The 25,811-nt window shown below is 63.3% G+C and carries 28 protein-coding genes, 1 tRNA gene and 1 pseudogene; 10 read left to right on the forward strand and 20 right to left on the reverse strand.

Annotation, left to right across the window (positions count from 1 at the left end; all coding sequences use genetic code 11):
* The 19 genes and pseudogenes from J1C48_RS18785 to motA form a co-directional block, all read right to left on the reverse strand.
* Positions 1-108 (reverse strand): annotated as a pseudogene (locus J1C48_RS18785) (flagellin); the annotation flags it as partial.
* A 324-nt stretch (positions 109-432) separates the two neighbouring features.
* A complete protein-coding gene (locus J1C48_RS00005) occupies positions 433-1,734 on the reverse strand; it encodes a flagellin N-terminal helical domain-containing protein (protein WP_207255598.1) in 1,302 nt (433 codons plus the stop codon).
* A 146-nt stretch (positions 1,735-1,880) separates the two neighbouring features.
* A complete protein-coding gene (fliP, locus tag J1C48_RS00010) occupies positions 1,881-2,666 on the reverse strand; it encodes a flagellar type III secretion system pore protein FliP (RefSeq protein WP_207255599.1) in 786 nt (261 codons plus the stop codon).
* Entirely contained in the window at positions 2,663-3,199 is a 537-nt protein-coding gene (locus J1C48_RS00015) for a flagellar basal body-associated FliL family protein (RefSeq protein WP_207255600.1), read from the reverse strand. The genes fliP and J1C48_RS00015 overlap by 4 nt, the downstream gene beginning before the upstream one ends.
* A 201-nt stretch (positions 3,200-3,400) precedes the next feature.
* Complete coding sequence (gene flgH, locus J1C48_RS00020; RefSeq protein WP_207255601.1) at positions 3,401-4,114, reverse strand: flagellar basal body L-ring protein FlgH; 714 nt, start codon at positions 4,112-4,114, stop codon at positions 3,401-3,403.
* Positions 4,111-4,722 carry a MotE family protein gene (locus J1C48_RS00025; RefSeq protein ID WP_207255602.1) on the reverse strand — a complete coding sequence of 204 codons (612 nt, stop codon included), beginning with the start codon at positions 4,720-4,722 and terminating at the stop codon, positions 4,111-4,113. Before J1C48_RS00025 ends, flgH begins: the two co-directional genes overlap by 4 nt.
* The gene (gene flgI, locus J1C48_RS00030) at positions 4,719-5,918 is read right to left on the reverse strand and encodes a flagellar basal body P-ring protein FlgI (RefSeq protein WP_231081494.1); all 1,200 of its coding nucleotides are present in this window, start codon (positions 5,916-5,918) and stop codon (positions 4,719-4,721) included. Before flgI ends, J1C48_RS00025 begins: the two co-directional genes overlap by 4 nt.
* Positions 5,915-6,358 (reverse strand): flagellar basal body P-ring formation chaperone FlgA, encoded by a 444-nt coding sequence (gene flgA / locus J1C48_RS00035; protein ID WP_231081495.1) that lies wholly within the window; start codon positions 6,356-6,358, stop codon positions 5,915-5,917. The genes flgI and flgA overlap by 4 nt, the downstream gene beginning before the upstream one ends.
* A 59-nt stretch (positions 6,359-6,417) precedes the next feature.
* Complete coding sequence (flgG, locus tag J1C48_RS00040) at positions 6,418-7,206, reverse strand: flagellar basal-body rod protein FlgG (protein ID WP_207255604.1); 789 nt, start codon at positions 7,204-7,206, stop codon at positions 6,418-6,420.
* Between the two features lie 139 nt (positions 7,207-7,345).
* A complete protein-coding gene (fliE, locus tag J1C48_RS00045) occupies positions 7,346-7,663 on the reverse strand; it encodes a flagellar hook-basal body complex protein FliE (RefSeq protein WP_207255605.1) in 318 nt (105 codons plus the stop codon).
* 2 nt (positions 7,664-7,665) lie between these two features.
* On the reverse strand, positions 7,666-8,082 hold the full coding sequence (flgC, locus tag J1C48_RS00050) for a flagellar basal body rod protein FlgC (RefSeq protein ID WP_207255606.1): 417 nt from the start codon (positions 8,080-8,082) through the stop codon (positions 7,666-7,668).
* Between the two features lie 6 nt (positions 8,083-8,088).
* Entirely contained in the window at positions 8,089-8,469 is a 381-nt protein-coding gene (locus J1C48_RS00055) for a flagellar basal body protein (protein ID WP_207255607.1), read from the reverse strand.
* A 528-nt stretch (positions 8,470-8,997) separates the two neighbouring features.
* Entirely contained in the window at positions 8,998-9,399 is a 402-nt protein-coding gene (locus J1C48_RS00060; protein ID WP_207255608.1) for a hypothetical protein, read from the reverse strand.
* 29 nt (positions 9,400-9,428) lie between these two features.
* Positions 9,429-10,514 carry a flagellar biosynthesis protein FlhB gene (gene flhB, locus J1C48_RS00065; RefSeq protein ID WP_207255609.1) on the reverse strand — a complete coding sequence of 362 codons (1,086 nt, stop codon included), beginning with the start codon at positions 10,512-10,514 and terminating at the stop codon, positions 9,429-9,431.
* 106 nt (positions 10,515-10,620) lie between these two features.
* Complete coding sequence (locus J1C48_RS00070; protein WP_207255610.1) at positions 10,621-11,673, reverse strand: FliG C-terminal domain-containing protein; 1,053 nt, start codon at positions 11,671-11,673, stop codon at positions 10,621-10,623.
* A gap of 6 nt (positions 11,674-11,679) precedes the next feature.
* Complete coding sequence (gene fliN / locus J1C48_RS00075) at positions 11,680-12,033, reverse strand: flagellar motor switch protein FliN (RefSeq protein ID WP_207256093.1); 354 nt, start codon at positions 12,031-12,033, stop codon at positions 11,680-11,682.
* Between the two features lie 172 nt (positions 12,034-12,205).
* A complete protein-coding gene (locus J1C48_RS00080) occupies positions 12,206-12,589 on the reverse strand; it encodes a hypothetical protein (protein ID WP_207255611.1) in 384 nt (127 codons plus the stop codon).
* Positions 12,570-13,529 (reverse strand): FliM/FliN family flagellar motor switch protein, encoded by a 960-nt coding sequence (locus J1C48_RS19140; RefSeq protein WP_207255612.1) that lies wholly within the window; start codon positions 13,527-13,529, stop codon positions 12,570-12,572. The genes J1C48_RS00080 and J1C48_RS19140 overlap by 20 nt, the downstream gene beginning before the upstream one ends.
* Positions 13,513-14,376 carry a flagellar motor stator protein MotA gene (gene motA / locus J1C48_RS00090; RefSeq protein ID WP_207255613.1) on the reverse strand — a complete coding sequence of 288 codons (864 nt, stop codon included), beginning with the start codon at positions 14,374-14,376 and terminating at the stop codon, positions 13,513-13,515. The genes J1C48_RS19140 and motA overlap by 17 nt, the downstream gene beginning before the upstream one ends.
* A 223-nt stretch (positions 14,377-14,599) precedes the next feature.
* On the opposite strand from motA, the gene flgF reads away from it, so the two are divergent.
* The 3 genes from flgF (at position 14,600) to J1C48_RS00105 (ending at position 18,161) form a co-directional block, all read left to right on the forward strand.
* Positions 14,600-15,337 (forward strand): flagellar basal-body rod protein FlgF, encoded by a 738-nt coding sequence (flgF, locus tag J1C48_RS00095; RefSeq protein ID WP_207255614.1) that lies wholly within the window; start codon positions 14,600-14,602, stop codon positions 15,335-15,337.
* 2 nt (positions 15,338-15,339) lie between these two features.
* Positions 15,340-16,677, forward strand: coding sequence for a flagellar protein export ATPase FliI (fliI, locus tag J1C48_RS00100; protein ID WP_207256094.1), 1,338 nt, complete (start codon positions 15,340-15,342; stop codon positions 16,675-16,677).
* Positions 16,678-17,045: 368 nt separating this feature from the next.
* Positions 17,046-18,161: a 5-methyltetrahydropteroyltriglutamate--homocysteine S-methyltransferase gene (locus J1C48_RS00105; protein ID WP_207255615.1), complete on the forward strand. Its 1,116-nt coding sequence runs from the start codon at positions 17,046-17,048 to the stop codon at positions 18,159-18,161.
* 120 nt (positions 18,162-18,281) lie between these two features.
* Here J1C48_RS00105 and J1C48_RS00110 read toward each other — a convergent pair whose 3' ends face one another.
* On the reverse strand, positions 18,282-19,394 hold the full coding sequence (locus J1C48_RS00110; RefSeq protein ID WP_207255616.1) for an alkene reductase: 1,113 nt from the start codon (positions 19,392-19,394) through the stop codon (positions 18,282-18,284).
* Between the two features lie 175 nt (positions 19,395-19,569).
* Here J1C48_RS00110 and J1C48_RS00115 point away from each other — a divergent pair, with 175 nt between their 5' ends.
* The 7 genes from J1C48_RS00115 to ssuD all read left to right on the forward strand — a co-directional run bounded on the left by J1C48_RS00115 (position 19,570) and on the right by ssuD (position 25,805).
* Complete coding sequence (locus tag J1C48_RS00115; protein WP_207255617.1) at positions 19,570-20,415, forward strand: 23S rRNA (adenine(2030)-N(6))-methyltransferase RlmJ; 846 nt, start codon at positions 19,570-19,572, stop codon at positions 20,413-20,415.
* Positions 20,416-20,479: 64 nt separating this feature from the next.
* Positions 20,480-21,034 carry a hypothetical protein gene (locus J1C48_RS00120; protein ID WP_231081533.1) on the forward strand — a complete coding sequence of 185 codons (555 nt, stop codon included), beginning with the start codon at positions 20,480-20,482 and terminating at the stop codon, positions 21,032-21,034.
* A gap of 22 nt (positions 21,035-21,056) precedes the next feature.
* Positions 21,057-21,656 carry a glutathione S-transferase gene (locus tag J1C48_RS00125; RefSeq protein ID WP_207256095.1) on the forward strand — a complete coding sequence of 200 codons (600 nt, stop codon included), beginning with the start codon at positions 21,057-21,059 and terminating at the stop codon, positions 21,654-21,656.
* Between the two features lie 70 nt (positions 21,657-21,726).
* Positions 21,727-21,801, forward strand: a tRNA-Gln gene (locus tag J1C48_RS00130).
* Between the two features lie 801 nt (positions 21,802-22,602).
* On the forward strand, positions 22,603-23,205 hold the full coding sequence (locus tag J1C48_RS00135; RefSeq protein WP_231081498.1) for an NAD(P)H-dependent oxidoreductase: 603 nt from the start codon (positions 22,603-22,605) through the stop codon (positions 23,203-23,205).
* 21 nt (positions 23,206-23,226) lie between these two features.
* The gene (locus J1C48_RS00140) at positions 23,227-24,681 is read left to right on the forward strand and encodes an LLM class flavin-dependent oxidoreductase (protein WP_207255620.1); all 1,455 of its coding nucleotides are present in this window, start codon (positions 23,227-23,229) and stop codon (positions 24,679-24,681) included.
* Complete coding sequence (gene ssuD / locus J1C48_RS00145) at positions 24,678-25,805, forward strand: FMNH2-dependent alkanesulfonate monooxygenase (protein ID WP_207255621.1); 1,128 nt, start codon at positions 24,678-24,680, stop codon at positions 25,803-25,805. The genes J1C48_RS00140 and ssuD overlap by 4 nt, the downstream gene beginning before the upstream one ends.
* Positions 25,806-25,811: the final 6 nt, after the last annotated feature.

A 25,811-nucleotide genomic window follows, 5' to 3' on the forward strand; every position in this document is an offset into this window, starting at 1 on the left:
GCGGTAGCCGGTCGAGATGCGGGCCTGGGTGTCTTCCAACGAGGAGTTGATCATCTGCAGGCTCTGCAGCGCCGTCATCGCGGAAGTATTGGTGTTGATGCTGGTCATAATCTGCGTCCCATACGCAATTACAAGAATTGGGACACTCCGGATCGGCCGGTATAGCGACGCGGCATCATGCCTGCAGTCTGTTCACCGTCGACTGCCTCGCTATGAATAGAGCATGGGGCACGCATCCCTTCCGATCCCTTAATTGAACCAATCCACTAACTTATTTATTCAAATAGGATTTTCTATAGTTAACTCCACCGGAAGAGACATAGTTAATCAAATCTGGCGCGATAAAAGAAAAGGCGGCGAGCGCGCAAATGAAAAGGGCCACCCCGATCGGAGCGGCCCTTGCCACCAAAACCAGTCGCCGTGTCGTGGAGATCAGCCCTTGAAGAGCTGCATGATCGCCTGGCTGGAGGTGTTGGCGATCGACAGCGCCTGCACGCCCAGCTGCTGCTGCGTCTGCAGCGCCTTCAAGCGGGTCGACTCTTCCGTCATGTCGGCGTCCACCAGCGTCCCCACGCCCTTGTCGATGGTATCCATCAGCTTCGAAACGAAGTCCTTCTGCATATCGACGCGGTTCTGGATGGCGCCCAGCGTCGAAGCGGCCGAGGTCACCTGGGACAGCGCCGCATCGACGACGCGGATGTAGTTGTTGATGTCGGTGGAGGTCGCCGAGGAAATGTCGATATCGACCACCGAGGTGGCGCCGGCCGAGGCTGAACTGGTGGCGACGTTGGTGGTGGCGAGACCGAGCGCGGCCGCGGTCGTGCCTGCCGTGCCGCCGGATGCGGAGGTGTCGGAGGCCGGGCTGATGGTGAAGTCGCTGGTCGAGGTGAAGACGACGTTGCCAGTCGAATTGACGTTGACGGCGATGCCCTGGATGTCGGCATCCTTCAGCGCCTGGGTCAGGACCGAGGCGAGATCGGCGTTCGACCGGATAGACTGACCGTTGAGCCCGGCTTCGTCGAGGGTCTTCGCGGTGATTTCGACCGTGCGCGCGGCAGCGCCATTCTGCTTCACCGAGAAGCTGACCTTATCGGCCGTACCAAAGTTGACATTGGTCGTTTCGACCGTCGAGGCGACACCCGAATTGTGGGTGAACTGGGTCAGATCGATCGTCTTGTTCAAGATGCCGGTGTTGGTGCCGGCGCCGTCGTCCGAAAACAGCCGCACATTGGTGATGTCGACGGTGATCGTGCCGACCGTGAGCGCACCACTGGTGTCACGCGACAGCGACGAGATGATCTGCTTGCTGAGCGCCGAGGACGAGCCGGTCGACAGCCAGTTCTGACCGGAGAAGGACGAGGAGTCGGCGATCGTCTTGAGCTGTTGCTGCAGGGCGGTAATTTCGTCCTGCACCTTCGACTTGTCGACGCCGTCGGCGGCGCCGGCGGTCAGCTTGGCCTTGATCTCGTCGAGAACGTCCTTGGCCGAAGACAGGCCCGTATAAGCCGAGTCGACCGTCGCCTCGCCGATGCCAAGCGAGTCGTAGACCGCCGACATGGCCGAATTGTCCGAGCGCATGCCGGTCGCGATCGACCAGTAGGCGGCGTTGTCCTTGGCCTCGGCGACGCGATAGCCCGTCGAGATCTTGTTCTGCGTTTCCTCCAGCATCTTGTTGGTATGCTGAAGCGTCTGCAGAGCCGTCATCGCGGCGACGTTGGTGATGATACTCGTCATACTAATCAACCTTTATTGGCGAGCCGCCCCCGTCATTGGGGTCCGCCATCTCTAAAGGCCCTCGCATCATGCCGGCGCCGATGGGCATTAACCTAGTTTTTTAACGTTAAATGGCGGTTAAAGCCGGGCTGCACGATTCCGTATCGTCAGAAAAAAGATCTGACCAGCGAGCCGACAAGCATGTTCCAGCCATCGATCAACACAAAGAACAAAATCTTGAACGGCAGAGAGATGATTGTCGGCGGCAACATCATCATCCCCATCGACATCGTCAGCGTTGCCACGATCATGTCGATCACCAGGAAGGGAAGGACGATGAGAAAGCCGATTTCGAAGCCGCGGCGCAGCTCGGAAATCATAAAAGCGGGGATCAAGATCCGTAGATCGACATCGCGCTCGTCGGCCGCCCCCTGCTCCGGCGCCTCGACCCGGCTGCGGCTGTTCGCAGTGGCCAGATTGTCGAACAGCGCCAAATCCTCGGGCCGCACCTGGGTCAGCATGAAGTCCTTGAAGGGATCGGAAATCCGATAGAACGCCTCTTCTTCGGTGATCTGATTGTTGAGCAATGGCTGCAGGCCGTCACGCCAGGCCTTGTCGAAGGTTGGCGCCATGACGAAGAAGGTCATGAACAACGCCAGCGAGATCAGGATCAGATTGGCCGGCGTCGTCTGCAAGCCGAGCCCCGAGCGCAGGATCGACAAGGCGATGACGATCCGGGTGAAGGAGGTGACCATCACCAACAGACCCGGCGCGATCGACAGCACCGTGACGATGCCGAAGAGTTGGACGATCCGGCCAGACACCGAGCCTTCGCCGGCCGGCAGAAGCTGCGACAGGGTCTGCGCGACGGTGGAGGTCTGCGCATGCGAGGGATGCGCCGCGGCGAACAGGACGAGCGTCGAGAGCGCGGCGGTCAGAAGCCCGCGTCTCATTCCGCCACCATCGTGCGAATGAGGTAGTCGACGACGTCCGGGGAGCGGAGCTTGGCGCGCTCACGCAGATCATCCCGCAGATGCAAAAGGCCGCGCGAGCCCTCGATCTGAGAAAGCTGAACCGAGCGCAGAAACGCCAGCGTGTCGGCCTCGATCTCCGCGGCCAAGACGTCGGCATTCACCTTGTCGTCCTTCTTCAGGACAATCGAGGCTTCAATGCGAAGCCAGGCATCGTCTGGCGCGTAGATATTGGTCAGCACCGGCTTGAGCTCGATCAGCTGGAGCGGCGTCTTGCCCTTCTCCGCGTCAGCGATATCGGACTTATCGGCGGCTTCGGCCGCGTGATCGCCGGCTTTCGGGTCAGCGGCCGGCTCGGCTGCCGCCGGCGGCGGCGTGGAGGACGCCAGCATCATCCCGAGCCCTGCCCCGCCACCGGCAGCGACGAGCGTGACCACGACGACGGCGAGGATGGTCGGCATCATGCCGCCCTTCTTGTTGCCGTCTTCGAGTTCCGGGAGGTCGATCTCGGACATGCGAGCAAAGCCTTTCCGCTACCAGGCCGGCGTCGCGGGTCGTCATGACCCTCACGAAATTGCCGATTGGCCTGCGATACCCCGCCTTGCTATCGCGAGACTTGCGTCCTTCTCCAATCTTGCTTGCAACCGACAACCGCCGGCCGGGAAAACCCGACCGGCGGCCGATGATAGAATTCTGGCTGAAACAACCGTCTCGCCTCAGTAAGGCGCGACGATATCGTAAATCTGCTGCCCCCAGCCCGGCTGCTGCACCTCGGTCAGACGGCCACGACCGCCATAGGAGATGCGGGCCTCGGCGATCTTGTCGTAATCGATCGTGTTGTTGGGCAAAATGTCGCGCGGCCGGATAATGCCGGCGATCGACAGAACCCGAACCTCGAAATTCACCCGAACTTCCTGCTGGCCGGAGATGAAAAGATTGCCGTTCGGCAGCTTCTGCGTGACGACGGCGGCGATCGACAGCTTGATCTTTTCCGACCGCGCAACCTTGCCCTTGCCCTCGCTCTCTGATTTGCCGTCGGCCGACAGGGTGGTGTCGACGGTCGGCAGCACCCATTTGCCGAGCGCGCCGCTGAGGCCCAGCGTCGAGCCGATGCCGGATGTGCGCGAGCGCTCGGAGTTGTTGTCGAGCGAGGCCTGGTCGCTGATCTCGATCTTGACGGTGACGATGTCGCCGACGTTCAGCGCCCGCGGATCCTGATAGAAATCCGCGCGGGTGTCGGTCCACAGCGAATGCCGCGAACTCGGCCCCGACGACGGAAAGGCCGCCGGCTCGACATTGACGGCCGGGTATTGGGCCAGGCCTGAACCGACCGGCGACAGATGCGGCTGACGCAGCGCATCCTCTTTTGTCGTCGAACACCCCGCAAGCGCCGCCAGTGCGACGACGGACAGGACACCAGCGTGATTCACGTCTGTTTCTCCTTGCCGGAGGAGCCACTGTCGCCGCCGGCGGCCGTCTTCTTGACAATCCGGCCGGCGATTTCCGCCGCGGTGCTGACGTCCATTTCGGAAAGGATCGAGCTGGCCTGGCGCGGCTTCAGCTTGACGAGGATCGACGCAGCCTCGTCACGATCGAGCTTGGCGAGCTGCCCTGCGGCCGCTTCGGCGCTCATCTTGGAATAGATGTTGACGACGATGACCGAGGCGCTGTCGAGGAACTTTTTGCGCTCGGCCAGCCAAGTCTTGTAATCGGCCTGACGCTTTTCGAGTTCGTTGATCTGGGTGACGATCTTTCCTTCGAGATCCTTCAGCTTCGCCTGCTGCAGCGCATATCGCTTATCCTGGGCGCGATCGGCGATGTTAAGACAATATTTTTCGACTTCCGTCGTCGGCTTGGGGCCTGGCACCGGATTGCCGTTCTCATCGAGAACGCGCACCTCCTGCGGCGGGATCACGGGCTTGACCTTGGCATTTGAGCCGGCACCTGCGGCGCCGGCTTCGGTGACGGAGAGCGGCAGCGCGATCGCCGCGGCCAGAACCGAGAGGGCGAGGATTGGTTTTTGAACGGTTGTCATCATTGCACCACCAATTCTGCTTGCAGAGCGCCGGCCGTTTTGATCGCCTGGAGGATCGCGATGATTCCGGTCGGTTTCAGGCCAATCCGGTTGAGGCCGCGCACCACCGTTTCGAGATCGGCTCCTCCGACGAAGGCGAAGTTGCCGCCGTCCTGTTGCGCCTGCACGAGCGTTTCGGAGGTCACCACCGTCTGACCGTCGGACAGCGGTGGCGGCTGGGAGACAGACGGCAGCTCACTGACCCGGACCGTCAGATTGCCCTGGGTGAGGGCCACCGTCGAAATCTGAACGTCCTTGCCGATCACCACCGTGCCGGTGCGCTCGTCGATGACGACGCGGGCGGGCTGATCCGGGGCGATCCGCAATTCACCGATTTCGGCCAAGAAGCGGACAGGCGAGACCTTCTTCGGACGATGCAGATGAATCGTCCGCAAGTCTTCTTCCTGAGCGACGGCGATGCCCCAGCGTTTGACGGCAAAGTCGTTGATGACATCGACGACGCGGATCGCGGTCTTGAAGTCCGGGTTGAAGAGCTCGAGGGAGAGCCGGCCGCTATCGTTGAAGGAGCCGGGCACCTCGCGTTCGACAAGGGCACCGTTGGCGATCCGCCCGCTCGTCGGCACACCTTGGGTCAGCTTCTCGCTGTCGCCTTCCGACGTGAAGCCGGAGACCGCGACGGAGCCCTGGGCGACGGCATAGATCTCGCCATCGGCGCCATAGAGCGGCGTCATCACCAACGTCCCGCCCATCAGCGACGCGGCATCGCCCAACGAGGAAACTGTCACATCGATCTTCTCGCCAGTGCCGATAAAGGCCGGCAGCTCCGCGGTCACGGTGACGGCCGCGACATTCTTGCCGCGGGAATTCTGGGAGCGTATGTTGACCCCCATGCGATCGAGCATCGACTGCAGCGATTGTTCGGTAAAGGGCGAGTTGCGCATCGAGTCGCCCGTCCCCTGCAGACCGACCACGAGACCGTAGCCGACCAGCTGGTTGGATCGCACGCCGCGCACCGAGGTGATGTCCTTGATCCGCACCGTGCCACGGGCCGACGCCGGATCGCCCCGCACCGGATGGAACGGCTCGTTGAAGCTGCGCTCGGCCCGCACATCGCGGCTGGCAATCATGTCTGCCGCGTTTGCGGTCTGCACCAGAAACAGCAGCGCGCAGACGGCCCGTGCGATCTTCAGAACGCTCATCCCTGGATCCTGATGGTTCCGTCGGCCTCGACCACGCCTGAAACGACGAGACCGCTGTCGAGATTGCGCACTTTGACCTGGTCACCCACGGCCCCGGAGCGAAGCGCGGTGCCAAGGCCGGTAATGACGAGGCCGGCTGTCTGATAGATCATCTTCACCTGCGAGCCGGCCTTCACGAGATTCGGCAAGGCGATGTCGCTGAGGCGGATGGCATTGCCCGGCAGCAGCGTGCGCTTGGCGACCATGCCCTCCAAAGTCTTCGGATCGAGAACGAAGAGATCGACCTTATCGTCCTTGACGATGAATGGGGCCGTGGACAGCCCGTGATCGATGATGCTCTCACCGGGATAGATGACCGTTGACGGAACCGGCAGCTCCAGTTCGGCAGCCGCGGCCGGGCTGAGGCCGGCCGATGCCGAGGCGAGAATCGCAAAAGCCAACAGACGACCGAAAAGACCGCGAAGGCGACCGGGCTGAGGCGAGCTGCGGCGCATGATGTTTACCTCATGCCTTTGGAAATGACGCTGGACATTTCGTCGGCGGCGGTGATCACCTTCGAATTCATCTCGTAAGCGCGCTGGGCCGAGATCAGCTCGGAGATTTCCTTGACCGGGTCGACGTTGGAATCTTCCAGATAGCCCTGTTCGATACTGCCAACACCATTCTGACCGGCAACGCCGGCGACAGGCGCACCGGACGCCGTCGTCTCGCGAAACAGATTGCCGCCCTGGGCCGAGAGGCCAGCGTCGTTCGGGAAAGTTGAGATGGTCAACTGGCCAAGCAACTGGGGCGCCGTCTGCCCGGCGATCGTCGCATAGACCTCGCCGCTGCCGTTGATGACCACCTGGGTCGTGTTCGCCGGTACGGTGATACCGGGATCGACCGTCAGGCCGTCGAGGGTGACGAGTTGGCCGTTGGCGTTGGTGTTGAAGGCGCCGTCACGGGTGTAGAGCGTATCACCGTTCGGCCCCTGGACCTGGAACCAGCCATTGCCGTTGATGGCGACGTCAAACTTATTGCCGGTCTGGTTCAGCGTGCCCTGAAGATGCACGGTGCGGATCGCGGCGAGCCGCACGCCGAGGCCAAGCTGCGCGCCCTCCGGCACCACGCCGGCGCCGCCGCGATTGGGCACGCCTTGCGCCCGCTCGACCTGATAGAGCAGATCGGTGAATTCCGCCCGTGAGCGTTTGAAGCCCGTGGTGTTGATGTTCGAGATGTTGTTCGCGATCACCTCGACATTGGTCTGCTGGGCATTCATGCCGGTGGCGGCGATGGCCAATGCGCGCATAAGAAACTCCGTGAGTGGTTCGTCGCGAAACGGCCTTTGGGCGCGGCCCGTCGGACGGGAAGAACGCGGCCCCTAAAGCGGAGCCTGAAAGCGTCCGGCGGGGCGCGGCAAAGCGCCGTCATCCGCCGAGCGCGCCAAGTCAGATCGCCATGCGCGAGAGTTCGAGATAGGCCGAGACCGCCTTATCGCGAATGGCGATCGCGGTTTGCAGGGTGCGCTCGGCATCCATCACCGCCTCGACGACGGCCTGGGTGGAGGCCTGGCCGTTGACGCCCTTGATCGAGGTCGCTTCGGCCGTCTTGACGGTCGACACCGCGTCGCTGGCGAGTTTGGTCAGCATGGCGCCGAAGCTCTGGCCGCCGGCGATGTCGCTGGAACCGCCCGTGGCGCCGGTGGCGATGGCGCTGGTCGGCGCCAGACCGACGGTCGGCAAGCTCGATCCGATGGCTGGAATCATGATCAGCTCCTGAGAAGATCGATGGTCATGTTGATGAGTTCGCGAGCCTGCTTCACCACTTGGAGGTTGGCCTCATAGGAGCGGTTGGCCTCGCGCATGTCGGCCATTTCGACCAACATGTTGACGTTCGGCATTTTGACGTAGCCGTCGGCATTGGCAGCCGGATTGCCCGGATCGCGCTCGACGATGAACGGGCTTTGGTCGCGTCCCACATCGGCGACCTTGACGAGATCTGCGCCGGTCAGGCGATCGAGTTCCGACTGGAACGTCACAATTTTGCGGCGATAGGGATCGCTGCCGGCAGTGTCGCCCGTCGTGTTGGCGTTCGCGATATTTTCCGAGACGACCTGCAGGCGGGTCGACTGCGCGGAGAGACCGCTGGAGGCGATCTTCAGCGACGAGATCATCGGGTCCATCATTGCGGATCAGCCCTTCACGGTCTCGATGATCATGCGATGAAAGGCCCGCATGATCTGCGAATTGAGCGAATAATCGCGGGAGATCTCGCCCCCCTTCAGCATCTCTTTTTCAAGGGTGACGCTCTTGTCGGACGTCTTGACGCTCCAATCCTCCTGGCCGGTGCGCGCAATGCCCTCGCTCAGGCCAGTGCCGAAAGACAGCGCGGAATCGGTGCTGGCTGTCATCCGCAGGCCGACGTCCTTCATGACGTCCTCGAACGGGGCGATTTCCTTGGTTTTGTAGCCGGGCGTGTTGGCATTGGCGACGTTTTCGGCCACCACGGTCTGGCGCGCCGTCAACCATGCGTTTCGCTGCGAAGCGATCCCGAAGAGATAGGCGTTGTCCATGGCAAGACTTCCGTTTGCTGGTCTCTTGCCGCTTCTATGCGGACGCACTTGTCCGAAACTTGTAGACGAGCCCCGCCGCGATCGATGAAATCCCTCACGAAAGCTTCAGCGCCAAACGCTTCTGGAGGTGATTTTCAGAATGACTTGCATGGGTCGCAGACATTCAGTGTCCACCGGCAGATCGACCAATGGCCGAGGGCGGACAGCCGACCCGAAGTCAGCCCGTGGCGCAAATTGCAAAGGGTTCGAAGGCTACCCGCCCCGGAAGTTCGGCAAAGCCCCGCCCCGCGGCGACCCGGCCGCCGAGTTCAAGCGTCGAACGGACTATTGCCCTCGATGAGCGATCCAGCATGCGGATGGAGATGATGGACCCGGAGCGCTCGTCCGGAATATCTTGACGCGCGCGAAGCTCTGGACGAGCGATGCGGCGTCCGGTCCATCGGACGCGCGAACGCCGTTAAATTGACGCGCCGTCCGGATCGAAAACCGACCCGGACTTTTTTGCCGCGTGCGGCGCAAGCCGACAGGTCAGGCCGCCGGTTTCAGATGCGCGTCGGCGATTGCGTTCTTCAACAGAACGAGTTCTTCGTCCTGAGAGACCGGCCGCTCGTCATAGCTGACATGGACGATATCAACGGCCGCGGTGGTGGCGCCGAGCTCCAGATGCAGATGCGCCGTGACGCCCGCATGGCGAAATTCCAGCGCCAGGATGATCACTGGAACCTCGCCCCATTTCAGCCGCACCTCCCCGCCGTCGGCGAAGCGCAAGACCCCCGGTTTGAGGTACAGTTCGGAGGACGAAGAGACGATATCAGCCAAATTGCCGTAATGTTCGAGCCGAAGAAACGCCACATAGTCGACAACGTCGACCAGACGAAGCTCGGCAGCCACTTCTTTGATACCGTCGGCGAGCGCACGCTCGCGCGACATGGTCGATCTTTTTCTGATGTCGAGCATGGCTAAGCCGTGGCAACTCCCATTTTGGTTCCCGACCGAGTATACAGATAATAGATGATTTCAGCGACGGCCTTGAAAAACTGTGGCGGGATCATCTGGTCGATTTCGACATGATCATACATCGACCTTGCCAAGAGCTTGTCTTCGATCACGGGGACGTCATTGCTTTCGGCAATCTCGCGAATCTTCAGCGCGACAAGGTCGGTGCCCTTGGCAACGACGACCGGTGCGCCCCCGTCTTCGCGCACGTAGCGCAGCGCGATGGCGTAGTGGGTCGGGTTGGCAATCACCAGAGTCGCCTTCGGCACGTCGCTCATCATCCGGCGCTTGGCGCGCTCGCGCGCGACCTGCCGCTGGCGGGCTTTGACCATCGGGTCGCCCTCCATTTGCTTGGCCTCTTCCTTGATCTCCTGCTTGGTCATCATCAGATCACGGCGCCAATGCATGCGCGACAGACCGATATCGGCGGCGACCAAGAGGATGGTCGCGATCGAAACGCCCGACAGCAGCTTCATCGCCATGTGCAGGATCAGTTCCGGCAACAGGACCGGATCGGCCTGCATGGCCTCCATCATCGTTGGGAAACCTGAAACGAGGATCGTCGCGACGACCACGCCAATGGCAATGAACTTGAACATGGCCTTGCCGAACTCCGTTACCCCCTTGAAGCCGAAGATTCGGCGAAAGCCGGACGCCATCGAAACGTTCGAGGCCTTGGGACGGATCCGCTCAAAATTGATTTGAGGCGGATTTTGCAAAAGCGAGGCCAAAACGCCGCCGACCATGAGGAACAAGGTCGCGGGGAGAATGAACTGTCCCATCTGGACGGCAAACATCTCAAGAACATGCAGCGCATCGGCACCCGTACCCAGCTGCCATTGGAGCGGGTTCTCCATCGTCGATTCGAGAGCGAGGAGCAGATGCGCCGCGCCGTCCTTCAGTTGAAAGACGAAGAAGGCCATCGTGGCCAGAAGAGACGCCAAGATCGGAGCTTCGCGTGAGACCGGAAGGTTCCCCTTCTCGACGGTGTCACGGATTTTCTTTTCCGTCGGCTCTTCTGTCTTTGAGGATCGATCCTCGTCCGCCAACGATTTACTCCCTCAAGCCGTTGACGTTGGATGAATTGTAAGGCCGGCGCGTTGGATTAGGGTTGCGCAACAGTTACGATCGCGCCGACGAGGGCGCGGTGCAGCCTCAATCCTCATCGTCCGGCTGCTCACGCAAGGCGAGCTTGCCTTCGCCGGCCAGACGCAAGGCGGTTTTGGCGATGTCGCGCTTGGCCGCCTCGATCTCGGCCTTCTGGACGGTGGCCTCCTGCTTGAGCTCGGCCTCGGCCATGCGCCGGGCGCGAGCGCCAAGCGAGGACAGAACGAGTTCGATGATATCGCCGGTGGCACCGCGCAGCGCCCGGATCAAAACGTCCGGCGCCACGGCATCGAACAATGTCAGGCGCGACTTGAGCGGCAGCGACGGCAGATCGTCGAAGGCAAAGAGCAACTTCTCCAGCGCTTCGGCGTCCTTCGGGCGGTTGGCCCGCAGCGACTCCAGCACCGCGTCGGAGGAATCCTTATCGAGCCGGTTGACGATCTCGGCAAGGAAGGCGTGGCTGCCGCCCTCTTCCGCGTCACCGGACCCAACCAGGAAATGCCGCCGAATCTGTGTCTCGAGGACCGACTGCACGGTCTGGGGCAGCGGCTTCAAGGTCAAGATGCGGGTCATGATGTCGTTGCGCATCGCCGGCTCGAACACACGCACGATCTGCGAGGCCGTCTCCGGCTGAACACGGGCGAGGATGATCGCCACCATCTGCGGGTGCTCCGGCAGGAGCTTTTCCGCCAGCTTGGTCGGTTCAACCCCGGCGACCGCTTCCCAAACGTTGCCATCGCCATTGATCTCGACGAGATCGGCAAGCGCCGTGTCCTGGCTGTCGGGATCGAAGATCGAGATGTACTGCTCGCGCGACAATGCGCTTTCGAGCAGTTCGGCCATCTCTTTACCGGGCCCGGTCAGTGCCGCGCCGCGCTTGAAGTAGCTTTGAAATTCATCGACGACCTCGTCGATCTGCTCCGGCCCGACTGTCGACAAGGCGGCCGCGCTGGCCCGCAGCACCCGAATTTCTTCGGGCGACAGGTGCTTTAAAAGCCGCCCCGCCCCCTCCGCGCCGAGCGCGAGCAGCAGGATGGCCGCACGCGCGCTGCCGCTTTCGGGCAGGCTCGATTCGTCGGAGAATGAAGCAACGATCGACATGATGGCCTATGCGGCTCTCGACTTGTGGGCCTGGAGCTTGGAGCCAGGCTTGGCGACATCGGTGAGGGTGATGCCGAAACGCTGCTCTTCCTTATCGATCACCACGATCTCGCCGCGGGCGACGATGCGGCCGTTGACGACGACGTCGACGGGATCACCAACCTTGGTGTCGAGCTTGACGACGGCGCCGCGGCCGAGCTTCAGGATGTTCGCGACCGGCATCGTCGCGGAGCCGAGAACCACCTGCATGGTCACGGGAACGTCCATGACGAGGTCAAGGTCGATATGCTCCGAAGCAGGTTCTGCAGCGACGTGCTCGTCCTCGTCTTCCTCATCGGCATCCCCGCCCAGACCGGCCATTGCAGCCGACGGATCAAAGCCCGACGGCGTCTGGAAATCGCCGAGTTCGGAATCCTCGTCCTCGTCGGACTCTTCAAGATCAAGGTCGAGTTCGGAGTCAATCATGGCTCACTCTTTTCAAGGTCATAGGGCCGACGACCGAACTGGCCGCATCATGCCGCACGGGTTTGGATTAGCGGGCCAGACTGGCGTGAAGCCTGTCATGAACCTCGGCGAAAATGTCGCGATACGGATCATGCACGGCCGTTGCGCCCGTATTGGCCGCGACGTGGACCTGCGGCTCAACCCGGGCGTCGGCGACAAGACCGGAAAGTTCGTCGGCCAAGCCACGGGCCTCGACCACCCGGCACTCCAAATCGCGGGCGGTTTCGATGCCCTCGTGCCGCATCGCCACCAGCGCTTCGGCGGCGCGATTGAGCGACAATTCGGCATTGGCGATCGCCTCGGCAAGGCCGGTGTCGCGCAACGCGCGCAGCTCCTTGTGCAGCCGCCCGCAACGCATCGCCGTGACGACCAGCGCGATCACCAGCAGGAAATCAATCAGATAGGATGTCATCGATGAACTCCTGTTCGGGATCGATTCGCTCTTCCACCCGCACGACGTAATTGTCGCGGGAGCGGCCGACCTGGGCGCGGAACAGCGGCCGGTCCTCGCATTCGAGCGGAATGAGGCTGGTCAGTCCGACATCGAGCTCGACCGTCGCCCCAACCGTGAAACGGGCGACCGCCGACAAGGGGATCTTCTTCTTGCACAGCACCGCCTCAACCCTGAGATCGCTTTGGGCAAAGCTGGCTTCGATCCCCTTGCGCCAGGCGTCGTCGATGTCGATTGCCGGCTTCTTCGGCACGTCGGTGAGGAAGCGGCGATGAGGGGTGAAGAACGACAGCGGCATGGCGACCGCAATCGGCGCGGCGAATGCCCCCATGGCGATCTCGAAGCGGAAGACGAAATAGCGCTCTGGCTCGTCGCCGATCGTCTGCGCAAGATCGGCGGCCGAGCCAAAATCGCCGAGCGACAATTCGAAGTCGGCCATCGCCTTGAAGACCCGCACGCCCGTCTCCATCACCCGGGCAAAACACAGGCGCATGAAATGCTTGTCGAGGGCCGTCGGCTCACGCGACTTGGCGAGATCCTCCGAAGGCTCGCAGCCGAGGAAGCTCGCAATAATCACTTCGATCGTCTTGCGGTCGGCGATGACGTAGCCCGGGCGGATGAAGCGGTTGGACAGAAGCGGTGCGATCAGCGCGTCGGCCAGCGCGGCATCATCCGCGTCCGGCGGGTTCTCGACCTCGCACTGCTGATAGCTGACCGCGATCGGCCGCGAGGCGAGTTCTCGCAGCCGGCCGTTCAGATCGTCTTCCCAGGCCTCGCACAGATACGGCAGGCGTGACAGCTTGGCGGGGTTGAGCTCGGTGGCGCTCTTTAGGCGGGCATGAATTTCCGCAGGACCGGATGCGAAGGCGACGTCGCTCATGGCGTCAAGCACCCGCGCCACCGCCGATGGTCTCGTTTTCGACCTGGTCGATGCTCGGGCGGTCCGCCGCCGAGATCACCTTGCGGCCGTATTCGAGCGCCACCTGAGGCATCGCGCCATTCATGTAGGCGATCAGCGTCGCCTTCACGATGACAAAGACGCGAACCTTCTTTTCGCGGACATATTTGATCTTTGCGGCAATCGGCGCGAACACCCCGTAGGAGAAGAAGATGCCGGCGAAGGTGCCGACCAGGGCAGCGCCGATCAGATGGCCGAGCACCTCCGGCGACTGGTCGAGGGCACCCATCGCCTTGATGACGCCGAGAACCGCGGCGACGATGCCGATCGCCGGCAGGCCGTCGGCCACATCCTGCAGCGCGTGCTTGGCCTTGAGCAGGTCGTGGTGGATGGTCTGGATCTCTTCCTCCATCAGCGCCTCGATCTCGTGGGGCCGGGCGTTGCCGATGATAATCAACCGCGCATAGTCACAGATAAAGTGGAGCATCGGCGTATCCTTAATGATGTTCGGATAGGCCTGGAAAATCGTCGATTCCGCTGGGTCGTCGATATGGGCTTCGACCTCGCTGCGCGACTTCGAGCGCATCTCGCGCATCAGATTGTGCAGAAGGCCGAGGACCTCGAGATAGTCCTTCTGCTTCGGCACTTTGTTCTTGAAGGCGTCGCCCATCGCCTTGCCGGTGTCCTTGATGGTCTTGCCCGAGTTGGAAATCACGAAGGTCCCGAGCGAAGTGCCCAGAATGATGATGTATTCGAAGGGCTGGACGAGCACCGAGAGATGGCCGCCCATCGCGGTGAAGCCGCCGAGAAGGCAGCCCAAAGCCACGACCAGTCCGATGAGAATTCCCATTTCGCCCTCGAAAACGCGTTGTTCTGGACACTGGCCTAAGACACAAGCGCTTGTGCGAGCCTTATCCGAAGCGCCGATACGTCACATCCGAAGTCATCGGACTCTCAACGGGCCAGTCTGAGACAAGGCTGGGCAGGCAGGTTGCCATCGTCCGGAAGGGAATACGCCCTTTTCACTCCGGCGTTTTCCGCGGCAATCGATTTCCACTGCGAAGAGGATGACAATGCAGTCTTCGCTCCCAGTCGCGCTCTCGGCCCAGATGGCGATCGAGCGCCGGCTCGACACCCTGGCCAACAACCTCGCGAACATTCGGACTGTCGGCTTCCGTGCCGAAGAGGTGAAGTTTGACGAGATGCTGAAACCAGGCGACGGCTTCGGCGCCCCTTCGGTCAGCATGGCCTCCGAGGGCAAGAGCTTTATCTCGACGCGCAACGGCGAGTTGACCCAGACCGGCAATCCGCTCGACATGGCAGTATCGGGCGACGCCTATTTCGCTTTTCAGGGGGCAAACGGCGCCACCGTCTACACCCGCGACGGGCGCATGCGCATCAATCAAGGCGGTACGATCGAAACCCTCACCGGCCATCCGCTACTCGATGCCGGCGGCGCACAGCTGCAGGTCGATCCGAATGGCGGGGCGGTCACGATTGCCCGCGATGGCATGATCACCCAGAACGGCCGCCAGCTCGGCGCCGTCGGTCTGTTTTCGATCCCGGCAACCGCCAAGCTGACACGCTCCGATACGTCTGGCGTCATCCCCGATCAGCCGGCGCAGCCGGCGCTCGACTTTTCCCGCGTCGGCGTCATGCAGGGCTTTGTCGAGGGCTCGAACGTCAATCCGATCATGGAGATGACCCGGTTGATCGCCTTGCAGCGCGCTTTCGAAAACGCCGCCAACCTCACCCAAACCAATGAGCACAGCCTCGGCGAAGCCATCCAGACACTGGGGAATCCGAAGTGAGCCTGACCAGCGAGAAGACCCCCGATCTCGCCGCCCGGCTCGATGCACCGCGCCTCGCCGTGTCTGGCCGAATCGTCGATGTCGGCTCGCAGGCGTTCCGGGTCGCGGGGCTGTCGCCCTTCGTCCGGCTCGGCGATTGCATCGCCTGCCCCGGCAGCGGCGGTGAGGAGATCGGCGAGGTCGTTCGCATCGAATCCGACAGCCTGACGGTCAAGCCCTTTGGCATTCGCTCGACGCTCGGCGTGAAAAGCCCGGCCCGGCGCATCGGCCCCTACACGGTCGCCCCGACCAACGACTGGAAGGGCCGCGTAGTCAACGCTTTCGGGCAACCGGTCGACGGCCGCGGCCCACTGGAGAAGGGCGAAGAGGAGCGGATCGCCGACGGCTCACCGCCCCCAGCCTTGAAGCGCGGACGGGTTGGCCAGGCGGTGCAGACCGGTATTCGCACCATCGATATCTTCACCCCGCTGGTGAAGGGGCAGCGGATCGGCATTTTCGCCGGCTCGGGCGTCGGCAAGTCGACCCTGATGGGCATGCTGTCGCGGGCCGAGGGCTTCGACACGGCGGTCGTCGCGCTGGTCGGCGAGCGCGGCCGCGAAGTGCGCGAATTCCTCGAAGAAACCATGGCCGGCGGCCTCGACAAGCTGGTCACGGTGGTCGCGACCGGCGACGAGAGCCCGATGATGCGGCGCCTCGCCCCGAAAACCGCGACCGCCATCGCCGAATACTATCGCGACCGAGGCGAAAACGTCCTTCTGATCATCGACAGCGTCACGCGCCTTGCCCACGCGGCGCGCGACGTCGCGCTGGCGGCCGGCGAGCCGCCGGTGGCGCGCGGCTACCCGCCCAGCGTCTTTTCCGAACTGCCGCAGCTTTTGGAACGGGCGGGGCCCGGTCTGGAGGGCTCGGGCACGATCACCGGCGTGTTCTCGGTGCTGGTCGACGGCGACGACCACAACGACCCGATCGCCGATGCGATCCGCGGCACGCTCGACGGCCATATCGTGCTCGACCGGGCGATCGCCGAACAGGGCCGCTTTCCGGCCGTCGACGTGCTGAAGTCGATCTCACGTCTCGCCGATCGCGCCTGGAACGCCCAGGAGCGCGAACTGGTAACGCGGCTGCGGGCGATGGTCGCTCGCTTCGAGGACACCCGCGATCTGCGCCTTCTCGGCGGCTACACCCGCGGGTCTGACGCCACCCTCGACCAGGCGGTGGATCTGGTGCCGCACATCTACGACTTTCTGATCCAGGCCCCCGGCTCCCAGGCCTCACCCAATCCCTTCAAGGATCTGTCGAAGAAGCTCAAGGAAACGTTTGCGCCGCCACCGGCGGCGTGACACGACCGGCCAAAGGGCCGAGGCCGTCGCCGCCTTTCCAAAGCCCGGCCCTCACGCCGGGCCTTTTTCTGTTCGCCCCGATCAGGACAACCCGCGCACCAGAAGCCGGCCAAACTGAAACCTTCCCGCAACGCAACGGCACGATGAGACGCCGGTCGTGCTGTTCGACCGTTGCCCAAATTGCGATCAGCAGGTCTGTCGAAAACCTGACTTTTTTGATGGCTTTTATTACTCAGTTTTTCGAGTCGGCATGGCCCTCGGCTTGGCTTGCTATTTCCCACCTTGGCGCCTTGGCGCATTAGATCGGCGCTCCACTTGGCCCCGTTGACGGCTGCCCCATCGCAATCACACTCTCAAGGCAGGACACGATGACCCCACCTCCGTTCAAGGCCGATCATGTCGGCAGCTTCCTGCGGCCCGAGCGCCTGCAAGCGGCCCGCGCCGCTTTCGCCGATGGCAAGCTTGCCGCAGAAGAGCTGCGCGCCCTCGAGGACGACTGCATTCGCACGGTGGTCAAGCGCCAGCAGGATGTCGGCCTCAAAGGGATCACCGACGGTGAATTCCGTCGCACCTTCTTCCATGTGGATTTTCTGGAAAAGCTCGATGGCGTCGACGTCACCTATGGCGAATTCAAGACCCATTTCCGCAAGGATGACGGCACCGAGGTCGGCTTCGCGCCGCCGACCATGCACATCAACGAGAAGATCACCCACGCGCAGCCGATCCAGGGCGCCGATTTCGACTTTCTGAAATCGGTGGTCACCGAAACGCCGAAGGTCTCGATCCCGGCGCCCTCGATGCTGCATTTCCGCGGTGGGCGCGACGCCATCTCGAAGAGCGCCTATCCGGACCTGGAAGCCTTCTATGACGATCTGACCACCGCCTATCGCGCGGAAATCCAGGATCTCGCCGATCGCGGCTGCCGCTATCTGCAGATGGACGACACCAATCTTGCCTATCTCTGCGACCTGGAAATCCGCGAGCGCACCGCCAAACGCGGCGACGATCCGGACGATCTGACCCGTCTCTACTGCAAGCTGGTCAATGACGCGATCAAGGATCGCCCGTCCGACATGGTGATCTCGGTGCATCTGTGCCGCGGCAACTTCAAGAGCGCCTGGGTTGCGAAAGGCGGCTACGAGCCGGTCGCCGAAATCCTGTTCAACGAAATGGCGATCGACGGCTTCTTCCTCGAATATGATGACGAGCGCTCCGGCGATTTCGCGCCGCTGCGCCACATGCCGAAAGGCAAGACGGTGGTGCTCGGCCTGATGTCGTCGAAGTCGGCGGCCGTCGAGCCGGCCGATCGCGTCAAACGGCGCATCGACGAGGCCGCGCAATTCGTCGACCTCGACCAATGCGCCCTGTCGCACCAATGCGGCTTTTCCTCCACCGCACACGGCAACGATCTTTCGGAGGACGACCAGTGGCGCAAGCTGGAGCGCTGCGTCGAGGTCGCGAACGCCGTCTGGGGCAAGGTGTAAGCCCAACTGCGTCTTAAACGACAAGGCCCATTCCGCTCAGCTCAGCAGAACCGTGTTGCAACTGGTGGACGATCGGCCGGAAAGCCCTGCTCCGCCGGTCGATCGTCTGTCGAGATCGGCTTACGCCGCGCTGGCGTAACGGGCCTTTTCCTCTTCGGTGAGGGCCGGATAGTCGAGATAGCCGGTCTCGTCGCCGCCATAGAAGGTCGCTTCGTCCCATTCGGCGAGCGGCGCTCCCAGTCGGATCCGCGTCACCAGATCCGGATTGGAAATGAACGGCCGACCGAAGCAGGCCAGATCGATCTCGCCCTTGGCGAGCCGCTCCTCGGCGAGATCCGGCGTGTAGTTGTTATTGCCCATATAGACGCCGTCGAAATGCTGCCGCAGCGCCCAGGCCTTGAACGCATGCGGATCGCGATCGCCCCGGGTCGCACCTTCGACCACATGAAGATAGGCGAGCTTGCGCTTCGACAGCTCCTCGACGAATGCGGTGAACAGCGCCTCGGGGTTGGAATCGGTCAGGTCGTTGGCCGGCGACACCGGCGAGATGCGGATGCCGGTGCGTTCCGGCCCGAACACCTTGGTGACCGCGTCAACCACCATCAGCGGAAATCGCATGCGGTTTTCGATCGAGCCGCCATAGTCGTCGGTGCGCTTGTTGGCCCCGTCGCGCAGGAACTGGTCAAGCAGGTAGCCGTTGGCCGAATGGATCTCGACGCCGTCAAACCCGGCCCGCTTGGCGTTCTCGGTGGCCTTCACATAGTCCTCGACGACCCGCGGCAATTCGCTCGCCGCGAGCGCCCGCGGCGCCACCATGTCCTTGAAGCCGTCCTCGGTGAAGGCCTTCATCTCAGGCTTGATCGCCGATGGCGCCACCGGCAGCGCGCCGCCCGGCTGCAGATCAGGATGCGACACCCGGCCGACATGCCAAAGCTGCAGCACCATCTTGCCGCCCGCCGCATGGACCGCATCGGTGACTTTTGTCCAGGCCGCCACCTGTTCGTCGGAAAAAATGCCCGGCGTCCAAGCATAGCCGCGCCCCTCGGGCGAGATGTTGGTGGCCTCGGAGATGATAAGGCCGGCGCCGGCACGCTGGCGGTAATATTCGGCGTGCATGTCTTTCGGTACACCGTCGCTCGTCGCCCGGCAGCGCGTCAGCGGTGCCATGACGACCCGGTTCGCCAGCGAGACCGGCCCGACATCGAAGGGCTGTAGGAGATGATCATGCTTCATGATAGCGCAAGTCCCTGATTGCAGCGGCGCGGAACGCACCGCCTTTGACGAAAACAGTTGTTCGCCAATGTGGTGCGCTGCAGCGGTGCGAAAAGCGCAATGAACGTTGTGTTCGCCATCGGTGACCCGACAAGGGTGCCGCGCACCGGCTCGTGTTGAGAGGGAATGAGGCCCGTTGAACTATCGCCACGCCTTTCATGCCGGCAACTTCGCCGATGTCGTCAAACACGCCCTGCTTTGCCGTCTGGTCCGCTATCTCCAGAAGAAAGAGGGCGCGATCCGGATTTTCGACACCCATGCCGGGCCCGGCCTCTACGACCTCGCCGCAGAGGCGGCCGAGCGCACGCGGGAATATCAAAGTGGAATCGCGGCGCTTGCCGCCGCCGCCCCGGCAATCCGGGCCGACCCGTTTCTGGCGGATTACTGGCAGATCGTCGCGCCCGCGTTCCAGGCCAGCCGCTATCCCGGCTCGCCGCTGATCGCTCGGCGTCTCCTGCGCGAGCAGGACCGGCTCTCGGCCTATGAGCTACACCCGGAGGACGGCGCCGCGCTGAAGCGCCTCTTTGCCGGCGATATCGCGGTCAAAGCGATCGCCCTCGACGGGTTCTTGGCCCTCGGCGCCCATCTGCCGCCGAAGGAAAAGCGCGGTCTGGTGCTGATCGATCCGCCCTTCGAAAAGACCAGCGAGATCGACGATATCGTTGCAGGGCTCACCAAGGCGCTTGGCCGCTGGCGCGGCGGCACCTATGCGGTCTGGTATCCGATCAAGAAGCCCGCGATGGTCGAACGGCTGCGCACGGCGCTGACGGCGCTTTCACCCGGCGAAGCGGTCGACGTCGCCTTCCTCCGCGAACCGCTCAGCCCCGACGAACGCTTCGTCGGCACCGGCCTGTTCGTCATCAATCCCCCCTTCGTCTTCGCTGACGAGGCGGCGGCCATCCTGTCGACGCTTGCGCCGGTGCTCGGGCGCGGCAACGCGGCAACATTCGCGATTAAAGTGTCGACATCGCGACCCGCTTGACGCAGAGGTCGTTGAAACGATGCTAGGTTCGGCGAAACAATCACAAAGGATGCGGGAGTTGGCGATGATGAAGCGGCTCAAAGCTCTCGGTTCGGCGATCGGCGCCGCTTCGGTCGTCGGCCTCACCCTGCCGGCCGCCGCCGCCGATCTCGGCACCTTGCGCCCGCCGGCCGTCTTCAATGCCAAGGTGCCCGCCTGCGACAGCCCGGCGGTGCTGGGTGAGGTGGAGAGCCAGTTCGAATATGGCGCGCCGCGCATGCTGCAGGCCAAACTGACCATTCAGGAATTTTCCGGGATGTTCGAAAAGGCCTATCAGCCAGAGGTCACCGCCGATCCCTACCCCGCCCCCAATCCGATCGAGCGCCGCTACTGCCAGGCCAAGGCGCTGATCTCCGACGGCCAATGGCGGACCGTCTATTACGTCATCGAATATCCGATGGGCTTTGCCGCGGCCGCCGACACCCTCGGCGCGTTCTCGCCGGTGCGCGGATGGCGGGCCGAGGGCTGCGTGCTCGGCCTCGACACCTGGCATGTCTATGGCGCAAACTGCCAGTCGCTGCGTCGCTATCCGCCGGATGCGGCGAGCGACGCCTATCCGGGCTACGTTTCAAAAGGCTGACCGAAGGGTCTGAATGTCCGTCATGCGCGTCTATTATTCGTCGCCCTCGCCCTTTGCCGCCAAGGTTCGCATGGCGGCTCACCATTGCGATCTGCCGATCGAGAGCGTCCTCGCCGACACCTCGGCCGAGCCGGCCGACCTCATCACCGCCAATCCGCTCGGCAAAATCCCGGCGCTGGTTCTCGACGACGGCACGGCGCTCTACGACAGCGGGGTGATCTGCGACTATTTCGACAAGCTGACCGGCGGCCAACTGGTGCCTCAGACGCTGGAAAGCTGGACGGTGGTCAAGCGGATCGAAGCGACGGCCGACGGCATCGGCGACGCGCTGATTCTCGCCGTCTACGAGGAGCGCTACCGGCCCGAGGACAAGCGCCATCAGCCTTGGGTCGACAAGCAGATGCGTAAGGCCGATCGCGGTCTGGACGCATTGGAGGCGATGCTCGCCGATCTGCCCGAGGGGCTGACCACGGCGCATTTCGCCGTCGCCGCTTTGCTCGGCTGGATGGAGCTGCGCTTCAAGGGCATGCTCGCCGCCGAGCGCCCGGAGCTCGCCCGCTGGCTCGCGGCCTTTCCCGCGCACTTCCCGGCCTATGTCGAGCTCGGCCCCCGCCCGGCCTGAACCGATCGCAAGACGGATTGCATCCCACCGGCCGAGCCGTTAAGACACCGGCCCACGACCATTGGTTCATTGGGGCGTCGCCAAGCGGTAAGGCAGCGGCTTTTGGTGCCGCCATTCGCAGGTTCGAATCCTGCCGCCCCAGCCAAATCCCGTCAAATCGTTGAAATCACTGCCGAACCGTTCCAGATGGGGAGCCATTCCACCAAGCCGGACGCAACGAACGGGACATAGCCCGAGTGACACGGATTGTGAAATGGGCATCGCGACAGGTCTCGAACCACACGCGGCGCCGGCGACGACTGCCGCAAGCTCCTGCTGGTCACGCTCGCTGCACGAATCGGTTTGACACATGTTCAACTCAGTCTTCGAACCCGCGCGTCTCGGGCGACGCACTACAGCGCCCTGCGTCCCTTTGGATGCAGAAAGCATGCTCTAACTCTTTGATTCTACGCATCGTGCTTTGCCGAAAATCGATTCCGATGTTCGGGCCGACGCACTATCCGGGCGCTGGCCTAAACGGGATGTCATAGAAGCTCGTAGCGTCCGAGCCCCAGCGCCACACCGCCCGTCCGGCAAGGGAGACGACGACGTCGCCCCAACGCATGCCGAGCACATGCCAGTCGCGCCAACCGGCCTCGCCGCGAGCACGGTTGCGTTTTTTGGCCCGAACCAGAGGAATTCTGATATATCTACAAAATATGTAGACATTATGCATTTTCCGTCTTAGGCTGTCGATCGATGGACGAGCTTTTGGCTCATTCGGAGCGGCAGCGGCCTGGATGACGGGCGCATGGGAGGACGCGGCATGGTCAATAATCGGCCTTCGCAGTGCTCCCGAGCGGGTCGACGTCTCGGCGATCGACATCTCAGAGGCGTGCCGTCATCCCGGAGAGGAGAACGATCCGTGCACCGATCCCAAGCTGTTTTGCAGACATCGAGCAATGTGGTGAGCGACATCGAAGACCACCGATTGCGCCAGAGCGCCATAGCCGGCCCTGTCTTCGTCGGCTTTGCCGGCTCCTGGAGCCAGCCGTCCAAAACCCGCACACTTGTCGAGGAGGCGGCGAGCCGGGCGGTCAAGCGCTTTGCAGGATCGTCCCATGTCTTCGACATCGGCGACCTCGGCGACACCTTCGGCGTCGCGAGCCGGCCGCAGCAGTCACCGGCGCTCGACCGGCAGCTCAAGGCCTTTTTGGCCGCCGACGCGCTGATCGTCGCGAGCCCCGTCTTCAAGGGCAGCTACACGGGCCTGTTCAAACATTTCATCGATCTGATCGATCCAGACCGGCTGCGGAACAAACCAGTCCTTCTCGCCGCGACCGGCGGCGGCCATCGCCATAGTCTCGTCGTCGAACATCAGCTGCGTCCGCTGTTCGGCTTCTTCGAATGCCGAACGCTGGCGACCGGCATTTATGCCGGCCCCGAAGACTTCGCGGACGGGCGGCTCGTCGGGGCCGAGACGAGCGAGCGGCTGGACCGGGCCGTCGAACAATTCGCCGACCACCTCGCCGCCGCCGCCACGGGTTCGGCGCATCGCATCGGCCGTTGACAAAATTGCAAGGAGCCCCCGATGTCGCCATCGAAGAATCGGATCATCCTCAACGCCTTCGATATGAGCTGTGTCGGCCACCAGGCCGCCGGAACATGGCGTCACCCCGCGAGCCAGGCTTCGCGCTACAACGATCTCGACTACTGGACCAATCTGGCCATCGAACTTGAGCGCGGATGCTTCGACGCCCTGTTCATCGCCGATGTGGTCGGCGTCTACGACGTCTATCGCGGGTCGGCCGAGGCAGCGCTGCATGACGCGGCGCAGGTGCCGGTGAACGATCCGTTCGCGGCGATCTCGGCGATGGCCGCCGTGACGCAAAATGTCGGCTTCGGCATCACCGCCGCCGTGACCTTCGAGCACCCCTATCTCTTGGCGCGCCGGCTCTCGACGCTCGATCACCTGACCAAGGGGCGGATCGCCTGGAACGTCGTCTCCTCCTATCTCGACAGCGCGGCCCGCAATATCGGCATGGACCGCCAGATCGCCCATGACGCCCGCTACGATCTGGCGGAGGAATATATGGAGGTCGTCTACAAACTCTGGGAAGGCAGCTGGGAAGACGGCGCGGTTCGGCGCGACCGGGCGAGCGGCGTCTTCACCGATGCCTCGAAGGTGCATCCGATCCGGCATGCCGGCGAATATTTCAAGGTTCCGGGGTTCCATTTGTGCGAGCCGTCGCCGCAGCGCTCACCGGTGATCTTCCAGGCCGGCGCCTCGGCGCGCGGACGCAGGTTCGCCGCGAAACATTCCGAGGCGATGTTCGTCCTTGCCACCAATCCGCAAACCGCGCGCACCCTGACCGACGCCATCCGCCAAGAAGTGGCGGAGGCCGGGCGCGAGCCGGACAGCCTGAAGATCTTCGCGCTGTTGACGGTGGTGACCGGCGCGACGGACGCCGCCGCAAACGCCAAATACGAAGAGTATCTCGACTATGCCAGCGCCGAGGGGGCCCTGGCGCTCTATGGCGGCTGGACCGGTCTCGACTTCTCCGACCTCGATCCGGATGCTCCGCTGACGGCCGTCGAGAACGACAGCCTGCGCACCACGCTGGAATCGCTGGCCGCCGATGGTGAGGCGTGGACGGTGCGCGACGTCATCCGCAAGCGCTCGATCGGCGGCCTCGGTCCGGTGCTCGTCGGCGGGCCCGAGACGATCGCCGATCAGCTGGAGGCCTGGGTGGACGACGGCGGCGTTGACGGGTTCAATCTGGCCTATGCGGTGACGCCGGCCTCGACGACGGACTTTATCGATTTCGTCGTGCCGGAACTGCGCCGCCGCGGCCGCGCTCAGAGCGCGTACAAGCCCGGAACGCTGCGCGAAAAGCTTCTCGGCGATGCCGGCGGGCGGGTGCGGGACAGCCATCCAGCCGCCCAGTGGCGCAGCCACTACAAGGGCCGCGAGAGCGTTGCCGACGCGTCGCGCCCCTCGCCCTTCGAGACGGGCACCAAAAATCATACGGAGGCCGCAGAATGAAAACGCCCGACATCTTCTGGTTCCTGCCCACCTCCGGCGATACGCGCTATCTCGGCACCTCCAATTTCGGCCGCGCGCCGAGCAGCGACTATCTGCGCGACATCGGCGTGACCGCCGATCGGCTCGGCTATGACGGGATGCTGATCCCTACCGGCTCAAGCTGCCTCGATCCGTGGATCGTGGCAGCGGCGCTCGCCCCCGTCACCAAACGGTTGAAGCTGCTCGTGGCCTTGCGCACCTCCGTCCAGGGACCGACCGTGTCCGCCCGTCAGGCCGCAGCGCTCGACGAAGCGCTCGGCGGGCGCCTCTTGCTGAATGTCGTGCCGGGCGGCGATCCGCGGGAACTTGCGGCCGACGGCGCCTTTTTCGATCACGACGGGCGCTACGAGAATGCCGACGAGTTCCTGCAGGTCTGGAAACGCCTGATGCGCGGCGAGACCGTCGACTTTCACGGCAAGCACATTCATGTCGAGGGGGCCCGAAACGTCCATTCCGGTCCTCAGAGCCCGTGGCCGCCGCTCTATTTCGGCGGATCCTCGCCCGCCGCCCACAAACTCGCGGGCGAGCATGTCGACGTCTATCTGACCTGGGGTGAGCCGCCCGAGGCGGTGGCTGCCAAGATCGAAGACGTGCGGGCCAAGGCCGCGGAGCATGGGCGCACGCTGCGCTTCGGGATCCGCCTGCATGCGATCGTGCGCGAGAGCGAAGCCGAAGCGTGGCAGGAAGCCGAGCGCCTGATCAGCCGGTTGAGCGACGACGACATCGCCCGGGCTCAGGCCAATTATGCCAAGATGGATTCGGTCGGCCAGAGCCGCATGGCGGCGCTGCACGGCGGACGACGCGACAAGCTCGAAGTCTCACCGAATCTTTGGGCCGGGGTCGGCCTCGTGCGCGGCGGCGCCGGCACGGCGCTGGTCGGCGATCCGGCGATCGTCGCCGCACGCATGCGCGAATATCAGGACGTCGGCATCGAGACCTTCGTGATGTCCGGCTATCCCCATCTGGAAGAGGCGATCCGCTTCGCCGAGCTGGTCTTCCCGCTCGTCGGCAAGGATCCGGTGACGCTTTCCGGCGTCTCCCAGACCGGCGGCGCCTTCGACATTCGCGCCCGGGCCACGAGCTGAGGCCGG

Source organism: Jiella flava (genome assembly GCF_017349315.1).
Lineage (GTDB): Bacteria > Pseudomonadota > Alphaproteobacteria > Rhizobiales > Rhizobiaceae > Jiella > Jiella flava.

Excerpts from the sequence above, each read along its gene's own strand:
- J1C48_RS00110 (WP_207255616.1), bottom strand. The coding sequence starts at position 19,394 with ATGAAGCATGATCATCTCCTACAGCCCTTCGATGTCGGGCCGGTCTCG.
- ssuD (WP_207255621.1), top strand. The coding sequence starts at position 24,678 with ATGAAAACGCCCGACATCTTCTGGTTCCTGCCCACCTCCGGCGATACG.
- fliP (WP_207255599.1), bottom strand. The coding sequence starts at position 2,666 with ATGAGACGCGGGCTTCTGACCGCCGCGCTCTCGACGCTCGTCCTGTTC.
- flgF (WP_207255614.1), top strand. The coding sequence starts at position 14,600 with ATGCAGTCTTCGCTCCCAGTCGCGCTCTCGGCCCAGATGGCGATCGAG.
- flgC (WP_207255606.1), bottom strand. The coding sequence starts at position 8,082 with ATGATGGACCCGATGATCTCGTCGCTGAAGATCGCCTCCAGCGGTCTC.
- fliE (WP_207255605.1), bottom strand. The coding sequence starts at position 7,663 with ATGATTCCAGCCATCGGATCGAGCTTGCCGACCGTCGGTCTGGCGCCG.
- J1C48_RS00080 (WP_207255611.1), bottom strand. The coding sequence starts at position 12,589 with ATGACATCCTATCTGATTGATTTCCTGCTGGTGATCGCGCTGGTCGTC.
- J1C48_RS00005 (WP_207255598.1), bottom strand. The coding sequence starts at position 1,734 with ATGACGAGTATCATCACCAACGTCGCCGCGATGACGGCTCTGCAGACG.
- J1C48_RS00140 (WP_207255620.1), top strand. The coding sequence starts at position 23,227 with ATGTCGCCATCGAAGAATCGGATCATCCTCAACGCCTTCGATATGAGC.
- J1C48_RS00125 (WP_207256095.1), top strand. The coding sequence starts at position 21,057 with ATGCGCGTCTATTATTCGTCGCCCTCGCCCTTTGCCGCCAAGGTTCGC.
- J1C48_RS00015 (WP_207255600.1), bottom strand. The coding sequence starts at position 3,199 with ATGTCCGAGATCGACCTCCCGGAACTCGAAGACGGCAACAAGAAGGGC.
- motA (WP_207255613.1), bottom strand. The coding sequence starts at position 14,376 with ATGGGAATTCTCATCGGACTGGTCGTGGCTTTGGGCTGCCTTCTCGGC.
- J1C48_RS00055 (WP_207255607.1), bottom strand. The coding sequence starts at position 8,469 with ATGGACAACGCCTATCTCTTCGGGATCGCTTCGCAGCGAAACGCATGG.
- flgI (WP_231081494.1), bottom strand. The coding sequence starts at position 5,918 with ATGAGCGTTCTGAAGATCGCACGGGCCGTCTGCGCGCTGCTGTTTCTG.
- J1C48_RS00070 (WP_207255610.1), bottom strand. The coding sequence starts at position 11,673 with ATGTCGATCGTTGCTTCATTCTCCGACGAATCGAGCCTGCCCGAAAGC.
- J1C48_RS00120 (WP_231081533.1), top strand. The coding sequence starts at position 20,480 with ATGATGAAGCGGCTCAAAGCTCTCGGTTCGGCGATCGGCGCCGCTTCG.
- flgG (WP_207255604.1), bottom strand. The coding sequence starts at position 7,206 with ATGCGCGCATTGGCCATCGCCGCCACCGGCATGAATGCCCAGCAGACC.
- J1C48_RS00105 (WP_207255615.1), top strand. The coding sequence starts at position 17,046 with ATGACCCCACCTCCGTTCAAGGCCGATCATGTCGGCAGCTTCCTGCGG.
- fliN (WP_207256093.1), bottom strand. The coding sequence starts at position 12,033 with ATGGCCGGTCTGGGCGGGGATGCCGATGAGGAAGACGAGGACGAGCAC.
- J1C48_RS00025 (WP_207255602.1), bottom strand. The coding sequence starts at position 4,722 with ATGATGACAACCGTTCAAAAACCAATCCTCGCCCTCTCGGTTCTGGCC.
- J1C48_RS00060 (WP_207255608.1), bottom strand. The coding sequence starts at position 9,399 with ATGTCGCGCGAGCGTGCGCTCGCCGACGGTATCAAAGAAGTGGCTGCC.